This window comes from Rhodomicrobium sp. (assembly GCF_047605405.1).
Classification (GTDB): Bacteria; Pseudomonadota; Alphaproteobacteria; order Rhizobiales; family Rhodomicrobiaceae; genus Rhodomicrobium; species Rhodomicrobium lacus.
This window is the reverse complement of sequence record NZ_JASGFR010000008.1, coordinates 1-12,038: the sequence shown is the minus strand read 5'-3', so window position 1 is coordinate 12,038 and position 12,038 is coordinate 1. Positions and strand designations below refer to the sequence as shown.

General features: G+C 62.2%; 11 protein-coding genes. 6 read left to right on the top strand and 5 right to left on the bottom strand.

Annotation, left to right across the window (positions count from 1 at the left end; translation table 11 throughout):
• Nucleotides 1-167: 167 nt before the first annotated feature.
• The 5 genes from QM659_RS04940 to QM659_RS04920 form a co-directional block, all read right to left on the bottom strand.
• Nucleotides 168-809, bottom strand: coding sequence for a polymer-forming cytoskeletal protein (locus QM659_RS04940; protein ID WP_415187585.1), 642 nt, complete (start codon nt 807-809; stop codon nt 168-170).
• A 389-nt stretch (nt 810-1,198) separates the two neighbouring features.
• Nucleotides 1,199-1,432 carry a hypothetical protein gene (locus QM659_RS04935; protein WP_127076573.1) on the bottom strand — a complete coding sequence of 78 codons (234 nt, stop codon included), beginning with the start codon at nt 1,430-1,432 and terminating at the stop codon, nt 1,199-1,201.
• Nucleotides 1,433-1,626: 194 nt separating this feature from the next.
• A complete protein-coding gene (gene uvrC / locus QM659_RS04930; RefSeq protein ID WP_415187584.1) occupies nt 1,627-3,696 on the bottom strand; it encodes an excinuclease ABC subunit UvrC in 2,070 nt (689 codons plus the stop codon).
• Between the two features lie 5 nt (nt 3,697-3,701).
• Nucleotides 3,702-4,451 carry an SDR family oxidoreductase gene (locus QM659_RS04925; protein WP_415187583.1) on the bottom strand — a complete coding sequence of 250 codons (750 nt, stop codon included), beginning with the start codon at nt 4,449-4,451 and terminating at the stop codon, nt 3,702-3,704.
• A gap of 1,279 nt (nt 4,452-5,730) precedes the next feature.
• Nucleotides 5,731-6,420, bottom strand: a complete 690-nt coding sequence (locus tag QM659_RS04920; protein WP_415187582.1) for a hypothetical protein — start codon at nt 6,418-6,420, stop codon at nt 5,731-5,733.
• Between the two features lie 317 nt (nt 6,421-6,737).
• Here QM659_RS04920 and panB point away from each other — a divergent pair, with 317 nt between their 5' ends.
• From panB to QM659_RS04890, 6 genes are all read left to right on the top strand, one after another.
• Nucleotides 6,738-7,607, top strand: coding sequence for a 3-methyl-2-oxobutanoate hydroxymethyltransferase (gene panB / locus QM659_RS04915; RefSeq protein ID WP_127076569.1), 870 nt, complete (start codon nt 6,738-6,740; stop codon nt 7,605-7,607).
• Nucleotides 7,608-7,622: 15 nt separating this feature from the next.
• Entirely contained in the window at nt 7,623-7,745 is a 123-nt protein-coding gene (locus QM659_RS04910; protein ID WP_281023866.1) for a hypothetical protein, read from the top strand.
• Complete coding sequence (locus tag QM659_RS04905; protein ID WP_127076568.1) at nt 7,742-8,461, top strand: tetratricopeptide repeat protein; 720 nt, start codon at nt 7,742-7,744, stop codon at nt 8,459-8,461. Before QM659_RS04910 ends, QM659_RS04905 begins: the two co-directional genes overlap by 4 nt.
• A gap of 103 nt (nt 8,462-8,564) precedes the next feature.
• Nucleotides 8,565-9,860: a PQQ-binding-like beta-propeller repeat protein gene (locus tag QM659_RS04900; protein ID WP_164729877.1), complete on the top strand. Its 1,296-nt coding sequence runs from the start codon at nt 8,565-8,567 to the stop codon at nt 9,858-9,860.
• Between the two features lie 193 nt (nt 9,861-10,053).
• Nucleotides 10,054-11,448 (top strand): ribosome biogenesis GTPase Der, encoded by a 1,395-nt coding sequence (gene der, locus QM659_RS04895; protein ID WP_303481926.1) that lies wholly within the window; start codon nt 10,054-10,056, stop codon nt 11,446-11,448.
• Nucleotides 11,445-11,921: a DNA polymerase III subunit chi gene (locus QM659_RS04890; RefSeq protein ID WP_415187581.1), complete on the top strand. Its 477-nt coding sequence runs from the start codon at nt 11,445-11,447 to the stop codon at nt 11,919-11,921. The genes der and QM659_RS04890 overlap by 4 nt, the downstream gene beginning before the upstream one ends.
• The last annotated feature ends 117 nt before the right edge of the window (nt 11,922-12,038 follow it).

Here is a 12,038-nt window from a genome sequence, read left to right as displayed (position 1 = left end):
TCCTTCGTTCGGAGCGGCTTCTTTTATTTGCTTTCCGGCACTCCGCGCAGTCGAGTGACGGCACACGGCTTCTGCCACGTCAGCTTGCCTGCGCGAGCCATGCGCAAGCGAGCGACGGCAGCTGGACTGGGATCTATGGAAAAATGGTCTGCTGAGGGAAGCGCGCGTCAGCCCCGGACGTTCACATGCACAGTTTGCGCGCGGCCTGAGTTAGCCCCGCTCTCGTCCGAGACGAGCACGTCGAAACTCGCGGTGTTGCTATCGCCGCCGTCATGCACGAAGAGGACGCGTCCCGCTTCGATGTCGGCCTGCGTAAAGCGGTCCACCGAAATGCCCGCGTTCGCCGCAAGTGCCACGATACCGTTCGACGCGTTTGACACGGCATAGCTCAACTCGTCTGCGCTGTCGTCGGGGTCGATGGCGGTGAGGTCTTCCGTCGTAATCACGACCGAGCGCCCGCGCTTGACCGTGACGTCGAGATCGCCTGCGAGCTTCGGCGGCACATTGCGCAGTTCGGCCGAGAGGTCGGCCCCCATTTCCATGGCAAGCTGGCCGTAACGCACATTGCCGTTCACGACACCGGAGCTTCTGATGCTGATGAGGTTCTTCACGAAGACCTCGCCCTGGAGCGAGCCCGCGACATCGGCCTGATCGGTCTTCAGCGTGCCGAAAAACGTGCCGCCTTGATGGACGATCACCGATTCGGCGGCAAGTTCGCCTTCGACATAGCCATGGATTTCCATCTGGCGGCAATTGCGAATCTTGCCCTTGATGATGGTGTCTTCCTGGATGATCGCCTCGCGTGCCACTGCCGCCTCGCTCTTGCTGTGTCAGCACTGCGGCGTCTTTTACCGCCGCTGACGATAAGGTCGCGGCACCATAGGCCGCCGAGCCCAAGCCAAGCAATCGAAATCAGGGTGAACGGCAGATTGCGTCCGGCCTGTTGCAACCGCACCGCCATCATGAAACTTCAGCGCGGTAATGAGCGCGAGGCGGAGGCACTCAGGTGTCATGCGGTGAAACCGGACGCGGCGCTGATAAATTGTCTGCGTCAAATCAAATCCGATTTGACGCAGACTGGAACCTGATCCAATCAGGGCGATCCAATTGATCGGTGAAGCCGCTTCCGGTTTCTATACTGGTTATGGAAGAGACCATCATGCCGCTCCGATTGCGATCCAATCAGATCGAACCGGCTTTAGTCGATAACCTTCTTGCAGGCCTGGCTGAGTTCCTTCCGCTTGGACTTCAGACAGGCGAGGATCTTGTCTTCCTGAGGCGGCATCACGTATTCGGGGCAGAGGCGATAAACGTCGGGCTTGCAAGCTTCCTGTTCGTCCTTCGTGCCCCGATGGCCGTTATATTGGGCCATAGCGCCCGCGCTCGCTGCCAAGAACGCCGCCGCCACGGCTGCGCACACTGCATTCCGCATTGTTAAGTCTCCCTCTGAGGTGCTGTTGAAGCGGCAACCGGTCACCTTTGACGCCGCACGGCTATAAGCTAGGTGATTCGCCAAATGTGCGCCGCTTCTCCCGAAGTTCTGGCACGGATCGCTTTGTTTTGCGTCGTCAGTGAGGCGCTTTCCCACCAAAAGGGCGTGAACGTTTTTCCGTTCCGGCGAAGCACTTACTTGCGGTCGTTGTACCAGTCGTAGATCTGCTGAGCCATGGCGGCGTTGATGCCGTCGACCGCCTGAAGATCGGAGAGCCCGGCGCGGCTGACAGCCTTCGCCGAGCCGAAATGCTTCAGGAGCGCGCGCTTGCGCGTCGGCCCGATGCCCGGAATGCCGTCGAGTTCATTCTCTGTCATGGCCTTCTTCCGTTTCGCGCGATGCGAGCCGATGGCGAAACGGTGCGCCTCGTCGCGAAGCCGCTGCACGAAGTAGAGCACCGGATCGTTGAGCGGAAGAGAGAAGGGCGGTTTGCCCGGCATGAAGAAGCGTTCGCGTCCCGCATTCCGGTCGGGCCCCTTGGCGATGCCCGCGATGGCGAGCCCATGCAGCCCGAGTTCGGCCAGCACCTCCTGCGCGGCGGAAAGCTGGCCCGCGCCGCCGTCGATCAGCAGGAGATCCGGCCACGCGCCGACATCGCCGCCCTGCGCAGCCGCCTCGCCGTTCTCTTCCTCTGGATATTCCTCTTCCGCGGGCGAAGGCAGCGACGAGGTCTCGCTTGCGATTGTCGCGGTCGCCGGGGCTTTCCCTGCCGCCTCCATCTCCGACGGAGTATCGCTCGCCGCGGCGTCGCCAGCCGGAAGGCCGTGCTCCTTGATGAGGCGTTTGAACCGCCGCGTCAGAACCTCGCGCATCATGCCGAAATCGTCGCCCGGCGTGAGGTCGGCGGCGCGGATGTTGAACTTGCGATAGTGGTTCTTCGCGAAGCCTTCGGGCCCGGCGACGATCATGCCGCCGACCGCGTTCGTGCCCATGATATGGGAGTTGTCGTAAACCTCGATGCGGCGCGGCACCCGTTCGAGACCGAAGACCTGCGCGACTCCCGCGAGCAGCCTCGCATTGCTCGTCGTCTCCGCAAGCTTGCGGCCCAGCGCCTCGCGCGCGTTCTGATGCGCGTAGTCGACGAGTTCGCGCTTTTCGCCCCGCCTCGGCGTGACGACCTCTACCTTGCGGCCAAGCTTCGTGGAAAGCGCCTCCGAGATGAGCGCCTGCTCGGGTACCTCCTCTGAAAGAAACACGCAGCGCGGCACGAGCTTGTCGTCGTAGAACTGGGAGATGAAGGAGCCGAGCACCTCGGCGGGCGAAAGGCTCTTGTCGGCGCGCGGGAAATAGGCGCGGTTGCCCCAGTTCTGGCCGCTGCGGAAAAAGAAGACCTGAATGCAGGTCTGGCCCCCTTCCTGCGCGATGGCGAAAACGTCCGCCTCCTCGACGCCCTTCGGATTGATGCCCTGATGCGCCTGGACATGCGCCAGCGCCCACAGCCGGTTGCGATATTTCGCGGCACGCTCGAACTCCAGCGCTTCGGCGGCCTCCTCCATCAGTGTGTTGAGCTTCCGCTGCACGGCGTCCGTTTTGCCGGACAGGAACGCCGTCGCTTCTTCCACGAGCTTTGCGTATTCGCCGAGCGGGATTTCGCGCGTGCACGGGCCCGCGCAGCGCTTGATCTGAAACAGGAGACAGGGCCGCGTGCGGCTGTCGTAGACGCTGTCGGCGCAGGTGCGCAGAAGAAAGGCGCGCTGAAGGGTGTTGATGGTGCGATTCACGGCGCCCGCGCTCGCGAACGGCCCGAAATAGTCGCCCTTGACCGTGCGCGCGCCGCGATGCTTCGCAATTTGCGCCGCTTCCTGATCGCGCCGGATCACGATGTAAGGGAACGACTTGTCATCGCGAAACGACACATTATAGCGCGGCTTGAAACGCTTGATGAGGTTCGCTTCGAGAAGCAGCGCCTCCGCTTCGGTGCGCGTATTCACGAATTCCATCGTCGCCGTCGAGCGGATCATCGCGGCGATTCGGTTCGTGTGGCCGCCCATGCGCGTATAGTTCTGCACGCGGGCCTTCAGGTTCCGGGCCTTGCCGACATAGATCACCTCGCCCGCGAGATCCATCATGCGATAGACGCCGGGGCCGGTGCCGAGGTTCTTCACATAGCGATGGATGACGTGCGGGCCGGTCTCGGGCGCGCTCGCGGCGTCCTCCGCCGCGAGGTCCGACGCCACTTCGATTGTGTCCTCGATGTCGGGCATGCCGGTTATGTAACGCGGATGTCCGGCGTTTGCCACATCAGATGCTGGCCGCCGTCGACGGCGATGGTCTGGCCGGTGATGGATGGCTGGTCGAGGAGGAAGCCGACCGCGCGCGCGATCTCGTCTGGCCTCGCGCCGTGGCCGAGCGGCATAGCGGCGTCCTCGCGGGCAAACTCGTCTTCCGTCTGATGGATGCTCTTCAGCGTGGGGCCCGGTGCAACGGCGTTGACGCGGATGCGTGGCGCGAGCGCTTGCGCCAAGGTTTTCGTCGCGGAATGAAGCGCGGCCTTGCTTACTGTATAAGAGAAAAAATGCGGGTTGGGGCGCAGCACGCGCTGATCGAGAATGTTGACGATGTTGCCATCGGCACCGGCTGGAAGCTGCGCAACGAAAGGTTGCGCGAGAAAGACGGGCGCTTCCAGGTTGACCGCCATATGGCGCCGCCAGCTTTCGGGCGTGAGCGATGCGAGATTGTCATCGGCGAAGGTCGACGCGTTGTTGACGAGGCATGTGAGGCGGCCGACTTCTGCGACCACCCTGGGGATAAGCTGTGCAACGTCTGCGTGAGATTCCAGGTCGGCCTGAAAACCTGCGGCTACGCCACCCGCCGCCGCGATCTCGGCAACAGTGGCATCGGCGTCCATCTTCGACTTATTGTATTGAATCGCAACGATAAATCCGCGAGAGGCGAGGTGGATCGCGATCGCTCTTCCGATCCGCACAGCCCCGCCGGTGATCAGCGCAACCTCCGCCATCAACCCCCTCACTGTGTCCGCGCCGCAACTTTTAGGCGAATCAAACAAAAACGCACGTAAAAGTAGTTGCGCCTTATCCTTTCTCGCTATAGTTGTATTTCCAGCGAGGCAAGAGAGAAACGCGAACTTGTAGCTCAGCCGGTTAACAAGATCGATAGCTCAACTCATTGGAGAGCAGCTCTCGTGCATCGTTAATGATCCCTGTCTATCCACGCCCAAGGATAGCTTCGATCATTTCCCTCTCAAGTGCCCAGAAGGCCGGACCCCTGCCCCACCCGGGTCCGGCCAACTCTATTTTAATCTGTGCACAACTTCAAGCTGAAATTGGGCCGATCGTCTCCCGCTTTGGGATGATGGATAATTGCTCCCGCCGTGGCGAGCGATGCGTCAGGCTGCGTTCGCAGCACCTTTACCACCTCCGGTTTATCATCGGCACCATAGTCGAATGTTCGGCTGTGACCGCGAGAGGTGCAGGTGATGATGAGAATGATCGCTCTTCTTCTTTTCGGTGCGCTGCTGGCGGCGATATCGCCCGGAATTCGAGACGGGGCCGACGCGTCGGGATGGCGTTCGCACCATGGTGCGCGTGCGGCAACGACATACCGCGCCCCCGCCGCGAGACCGCTCTATTGGGTCTATCGCAGCCCGCGCTTCGTTCCGCCTCCGCCAGCGCCGGAAATTTTCACGTTTGCATGCTGTCCCACAAATCACGTCAACACGCACATGTATTGACGAGAACGCGATGTTTCTGGAGCTCGCGGCTGATGTTGCTGTTCGTGCGCGAAAGCCGGCTGCGCCGGTAAGCTCCGGCGGCGGAAATCCTGACACCGGATGCCGCGGGCGATGGGCTGCTCCCCCACTCCGGCGATTGGGGTAAGTTTAGGTCCTGCGAGTTTGGCCAAGCTCAAGGAACGTGTGGGATCACGAAGATTACACACTGTCTTGCCCGCTCGCCCGATATGAGGAGCACCGGCCGACATGATGTGCTCTCAGTCCGAATGGGCCGCAATCACGGCCTACAGCGTCGTGTCGTGGAACGGACGAGGCACGACGCTGTAGATTTGCGTTTTCGATCAGCCTGCCTTGCGTAAATCGAGTCCGATTACGTCGACTGACCTAGTGGAGCGAATTTGACATTTGAGTCCCGGTGGCTGCGAACTCTCGCTCAAATGTCAAATTCAAAAGCTCCGCTTGAATCATGATGTTGCTCGCGGTCCTTTCGATCCGACATTTGCTCGCAAGCGTGCTGCAAGCGGATGCAAATGTCGGAATCGGACCACTAGTAGCGCGGGCCGTCGAAGCGGCGAAGCGGCACGCGTTCGTCGTCATACGGGCGCTCGTAACGCGTCGAGCCGTAATCGTCATAGCGCGGGCGGGAGCGATAGAAATAGGGCCGGGGATATTCAACCGTGCGATAGCCGGTTTCATAGCGGACGCGCTCGCGATAGTTTTCGCAACCATGGCCGCAATAGCCCGACCTCACGCGCTTGTACCAGCAGAAGACGCCGCAATCGTTACGGTACCAACTCTCTTCATAGCGGTCGCGCCAGCGATAAGACCTGTAGTAAGGACGTTGATACTTGCGGCGCTCGCCGTTCGAATACACGTTCACGGTGCCGTAGTTGTTCTTGATGTAGACCTGCGAATTGCCGCCGCTGAAATAGCGCTTGCCGTATGAAGGGCGCGGTTCGCACGGATAGTCCCAGCCGCAGCCGCGGCGGCGCGTCCAGTAGTAACGCGGTTCGCCGTAACGATACGCGTAGCCAGAGCCGTAACCATAGCCGGATGCGTTGTTGTAGCGATAACGGTAATCGTATTCCTCATCGACCTTGATCACCGAAGACTTGGCGTCAATTGCTTGCGCAAGGCTCGATGCCTGCGACAGAGGAACGGCGTTCGCTTCGAGCGTCGACTGATACGCGACGACCAATGCGAAGAGCGTCAGCGCAGCAAATACGCGCCTGATCATGAAACCCTCCGAACATAATTCCAACTTTTAACGATTTTTCCTAAAACTCGAAGCGAGTGCCAGCTTATTTCGCAAACTCGGTTAATTTTCGGAAGCGCCGCGCTCTTGCATATTTCCCCGGCACCCCATTTCCGCTATTCAGCGCTCTTAGTCTCCTGGTCGGGCGAATTCGGAAAAATCGAGATAACGTCGCCGCGCGCTCGTTCGAACGCTCCGCCAGAAAAGGAAAGCTGATAGCGGCCTTCGTGCTTCCGACATTTGCGCACGAGATGCCGGAACTGATGCAAATGTCGGAATCGGACCACCAGGAACAAGCCATGTCACAGCATTCGGTCATCCGGCGCGTTACGGCTCCAGACATCCGCGCGAAGAAGGGAGGCGACAAGATCGTGTCGCTCACCTGCTATCACGCGCACACCGCGCGGCTTGTCGATCCGCACATGGATTTTCTGCTCGTGGGGGATTCGCTGGGGATGGTGATGCACGGGCTTGAGACGACGGTGCCGGTGCCGCTCGACATGATGATCATGCACGGTGCGGCTGTCGTGCGCGGCTCACGCCATGCGCTCGTCGTCGTGGATATGCCGTTCGGTTCCTATGAGGAGAGCCCCGCTGTAGCGTTTCGCAACGCCGCGCGGGTGATGAAAGAAACGGGCTGCGGCGCCGTGAAGCTCGAAGGCGGCACGCGGATGGCGGAAACGGTCGCCTTTCTCACGCAGCGCGGCATTCCCGTCATGGGACATATCGGCCTCACGCCGCAGTCGGTGAACATGATGGGCGGCTTCAAGACGCAAGGGCGACGGCAGGAGGAGTGGGCCGCCATCGAGGCGGACGCAGCGGCTGTCACCGAAGCGGGCGCGTTTGCCGTCGTGCTTGAAGGCATGGCGGAACTGCTCGCCGCGAAAATCACGCGCGCCATCCAGATTCCGACCATCGGCATCGGCGCTTCGGCGGAATGCGACGGACAGATCCTCGTGCTGGAAGACATGCTCGGCCTTTCACCCGCTGTGCCGAAATTCGTGAAGAAGTTCGCCGAACTCGGTGCGGCCATCGAGGACGCGGTCAAGGATTATGCAACGGAGGTGCGGGCGCGCCAGTTTCCGGCAAAGGATCACGTCTACGCCATGGCAAAGCCTGCGGACGAGAAGCCGCGAGTCACGAAAATGTCCAAAACAAAGCCCAGGTGATCGAGCAGTTTTTTCGTGGAGAAGCGCGCGTTTTTGACCGATGCGACGGGCATGCGCGGAAAGCCGCTTCCGCTGAAGCGGGCGCTGCCCTATCTGTTGCAAAACGGTGACATCATAATGAAGGCAGAAACGCCATGAGCAGTGACGAAAGCTTTATCCGCGAGGTCAACGAGGAGCACCGCCGCCAGCAGGCCGCGATCTTCTTCAAGAAGTACGGCATTTATCTCGGTATCACGGCGCTGGTGATCGCCGCCGGTGTCGGCGGATATAAATGGGATCAGGCCCGTCGCGCGGCCGATGCGGCCCGTGGTGGCGATGCGCTCGTTACCGCGATCACGCTTCATGAGGACGGCAGGGAGGCTGAGGCCGAGAAGGCGCTCGCCGACCTCGCGGGTTCAGGCCCGGGCAATTATCGCGTTCTGGCGCGTCTGCATGCGGCCGCCGAATCGCTCGCCCAGAAGAAATACGAGCAGGCCGCCGAAGACTATCGAGGCGTGGCCAGCGACGAGGGCGCACCGGCGACGCTCCGCGATTTTGCGCGCGTGCAGATCGCGGCGCTCTCTGTGGATAAGGAAAGTTACGAGTCGCTGTCTCAGACCCTTGCTCCTTATCGTTCGGGAACGAGCGAATGGCGATTCGCTGCCAAGGACGTGCTGGGTGTCGCCGCCTTCAAGGAAGGCAAGCGCGATGAAGCCGAACGTATTTTCGGCGAGATCGCAAGCGATGGTGCGGCGCCTGCCGGAATGCGGCAGCGGGCTCAGATCATGCTGGCCCTTCTCTTCGATCAGCCGAAGGCGGCACAGGCCGGACAAACGGGGACAAAGGACGGAGCGAATGAAGCGAAAACACAATAGCGCGCGTTACGGCCGTCGGTTTTTGCTTGTTTCATCCGTAAGTGTTTTATCAGCCGCCGCGCTTCTCGGCGGATGCGAGTCCATGGGCCTCAGCGAACCGAGCATGCCCAGCATCTCCTCCGTCACGTCGGTTTTCGACAAGAAGCAGGAGAAACTGCCGGGCAAGCGCGTGTCCGTTCTCGGCGGTGTCGAAGACAAGGGCAGCATCGCGGCCGCCGAGGTCGCAAGCCCGGTGTCACTGCCTCCGGCTGTCATGAATGCATCGTGGAGCCAGCCGGGTGGCGTGCCGACGAATGCGCCGGGCCATCTCGCCTTCGGGCAGGATCTGCGCACCGCCTGGACCGCGTCCGCGGGCGAAGGGTCGTCGAAGCGCATGCGCCTGACCGCCATCCCGATCGTCTATGACGGCAAGGTCTTCACGCTCGATGCCGAAGGCACCATCCGCGCCATCTCGATGGAGAGCGGCGCCACTGTCTGGAAGATGAGCACCGTGCCGGAAGAAAAGGCCGGGTTCGACATCTTACGTCCCTTCAACAGCAACAACCATTCCCGTGCCGGGTTCGGCGGCGGGCTCGCGGCTGATGGAGGAAAGGTGTTCGTGGCGACCGGCTTCGGCACGGTTCTGGCGCTCGATGCGGGCACCGGCTCGCCCGTCTGGACGAAGAAAATTCTCATCCCGATCCGGGAAGCGCCCACAGCGGCCGACGGGCGCGTCTATATCGTCAACGCGGAGAGCGAGCTTTTCGCCCTCAATGCAAACGACGGATCGGAATTGTGGACCCAGAAGGGCCTGCCTGAAAATGCGGCCGTTCTGACGAGTGCAAGCCCGGCCGTTTCCGGCAATCTCGTCTTCGTGCCGTTCCCGTCTGGTGAAATCACCGCTATCGACGTGAAGACCGGCCAGCCGAAATGGACGGAGACACTTTCGAAAAACGATATCACGAGTTCGTCGGCGGCTATCGGCGAGTCCGCGCGTCCTGTGGTGGATCGCGATACGCTGTTCGCGATGAGCCGGGGCGGGCAGTTGATCGCCACGTCGAAGGACAAGGGGCAGCGCATCTGGACGCGCGACATTCGCGGCTCTCAGACGCCATGGGTGGCTGGCGATTCCGTGTTCGTGGTGGACGTGACCGGCAAGCTGATCGCGCTGAACCGCAAGGACGGCAAGGCGCGTTGGGTGACGCAGCTTCCCGGCGACGGGAGATGGAGTGGCCCCGTACTCGCAGGCGGCAAGCTGTGGCTTGCGTCCTCCAAGGGGCTCTTCGCGGGCGTCGACGCCTCGACAGGCGCAATCGGCGCGCAGACCGATCTCGGCTCACCGGTGATGATCCCGCCCGTTGTCGCGAACGGCAAGCTGTTCGTGTTGACCGACAAGGCGGATCTGATCGCGATGAACTGATCTTGCGTTCGGAGGGGGGAAGGTCTGTCGCTCCCTCCTCTCCCACAACGGCGCGGCGATGTCGGCGGGCCGATCATCGCGCTTTTTTCGACCTAAAATTATCCTGCCGGTTTCGCATGACATGCTATGACGTTGACGATCAGCGCGCGCATGCGCAGCATTGCATGGTCAACTCTCTGAGGCAGTCACGCCGATGGCCTACACCGTCGCCATCATAGGCCGTCCGAACGTCGGCAAATCAACGCTTTTCAACCGGCTCGCCGGCAAGCGGCTCGCGCTTGTCGATGACATGCCGGGCCTGACGCGCGACCGCAAGGAAACCCAGATCCGCATCGATCGCCGCGATGTGGTGCTTACCGATACGGCGGGCCTCGAAGACGCCGAGCCGGGCAGCATCGCCGCACGGATGCGCGAGCAGTCCGAGCAGGCCATCGCGGAATCGGATCTCATCCTGTTCGTGATCGACGCCCGGGCCGAGCTGACTTCGGTGGATCGCGGCATCGCCGACCTCGTGCGCGGTTCCGGCAAGCCCTTCATTCTCGTGGCAAACAAAAGCGAAAGCCGCGCTTCGGACGCCGGCTTCTACGGCTCCTACGAACTCGGCCTCGGCGAGCCTTTGCCCATTTCGGCCGAGCATAATATGGGCCTCGGCGACCTCATGGCAGAGGTTGCAAACCGCCTTGAGGAGATCGCGGCGGCGCGAGGCGACGAGCCGGAGCCCGAAGACGACGAACTGACCGAGGAGCAGGCGCGCGCCCGCCCGCTGAAGCTTGCCATCGCGGGGCGTCCGAACGCCGGCAAGTCCACGCTCGTGAACGCGCTTCTGGGCGAGGAACGCATGATTACCGGCCCCGAGGCGGGCCTTACGCGAGACGCGATCGCCGCCGACTTCCAATGGCGGGGCCGGAAGGTGCGGCTCTACGATACGGCGGGCCTGCGCCGCAAGGCGCGCATCACGGTGCGCTCCGAGACACTCGCTGTCGGAGACGCGCTGCGCGCCATCCGCTTCGCCGAAATCGTGGTCCTGCTGCTCGACGCGCAGTCACCTTTCGAGAAGCAGGATCTCACCATCGCCGACCTCGTCGAGCGCGAGGGCCGCGGTCTTGTCTTCGCGATCAACAAGTGGGATCTCGTGCCCGAGCCGCAGGCCTACCTCGCCGAACTCCGGAAGCATGCGGAGCGCATCCTGCCGCAACTTGCGGGCGCGCCGCTGGTGCCGGTAAGCGCCTTGTCGGGGCGCGGCCTCGACAAGGTTATGGATGCCGCGTTCAAGGTGAACGAGGCCTGGAACAAGCGCATCTCGACCGCCGCGCTCAATCGCTGGTTCGCCACAGCGCTCGAAAAACACCAGCCGCCCGCCGTGGCGGGACGCCGCCTCAAGCTCCGCTACATCACGCAGTCGAACGCGCGGCCACCGACCTTCATCGTGTTCTGTTCGCGCCCCGAGGCGCTGCCCGATTCCTATCTGCGCTACCTCGTCAACGACCTGAAGAAAGCTTTCGGGCTCGGGCCATCGCCAGTCCGCATCCACGTCCGCAAGACCGACAACCCCTATGTCGACGACGGCCGGAGGCCCGGCAGGAAATGAGCGACAACGGCGGGGCGGATGCTCGCCCCGAGTTCTGGTTCTATCATCTGGAGCGGCAGCCGCTTCAGGCGGTATTGCCGGTTCTGGTCGAGAAGACGCTGGCGCGGGGCTGGCGCGCTTCGCTCCGCTTTTCAAGCGCGGAGCGGCTCGACGCCATCGATACAACGCTCTGGACGTATCGCGACGAGTCCTTTCTCCCGCACGGCACCGCGCGCGACGGGCACGCCGACCGCCAACCCGTGTTTCTCACGCTCGAAGAAGCTAACCCGAACAAAGCCGAGGTGCTGTTTCTGCTCGAAGGAGCGCGCGAAGACGAGCCGGAGCGCTTTGTCCGCGTCATCCGGCTTTTCGACGATGCGGACGACGAGGCGAAGGCCATCGCGCGCGATGAATGGCGCCACGCGAAGGCGGCCGGGCGGCCCGTCAGCTACTGGCGGCAGGATGAGAGCGGCGGGTGGAAGAAGTTTGCCTGAGGCGGGGCTTCGCGCCTTGACAGGGGCGGGCGCCTGCGCCTAAATGTGCGTCGAAGGGGCCATAGCTCAGTTGGGAGAGCGCTGCAATCGCACTGCAGAGGTCGTGAGTTCGAATCT

Bases quoted from the DNA above. Each gene is read 5' to 3' on its own strand.
- QM659_RS04890 (WP_415187581.1), top strand. From the start codon at position 11,445: ATGAGCGACAACGGCGGGGCGGATGCTCGCCCCGAGTTCTGGTTCTAT.
- QM659_RS04905 (WP_127076568.1), top strand. From the start codon at position 7,742: ATGAGCAGTGACGAAAGCTTTATCCGCGAGGTCAACGAGGAGCACCGC.
- QM659_RS04900 (WP_164729877.1), top strand. From the start codon at position 8,565: ATGCCCAGCATCTCCTCCGTCACGTCGGTTTTCGACAAGAAGCAGGAG.
- QM659_RS04920 (WP_415187582.1), bottom strand. From the start codon at position 6,420: ATGATCAGGCGCGTATTTGCTGCGCTGACGCTCTTCGCATTGGTCGTC.
- panB (WP_127076569.1), top strand. From the start codon at position 6,738: ATGTCACAGCATTCGGTCATCCGGCGCGTTACGGCTCCAGACATCCGC.
- uvrC (WP_415187584.1), bottom strand. From the start codon at position 3,696: ATGCCCGACATCGAGGACACAATCGAAGTGGCGTCGGACCTCGCGGCG.
- der (WP_303481926.1), top strand. From the start codon at position 10,054: ATGGCCTACACCGTCGCCATCATAGGCCGTCCGAACGTCGGCAAATCA.
- QM659_RS04925 (WP_415187583.1), bottom strand. From the start codon at position 4,451: ATGGCGGAGGTTGCGCTGATCACCGGCGGGGCTGTGCGGATCGGAAGA.
- QM659_RS04935 (WP_127076573.1), bottom strand. From the start codon at position 1,432: ATGCGGAATGCAGTGTGCGCAGCCGTGGCGGCGGCGTTCTTGGCAGCG.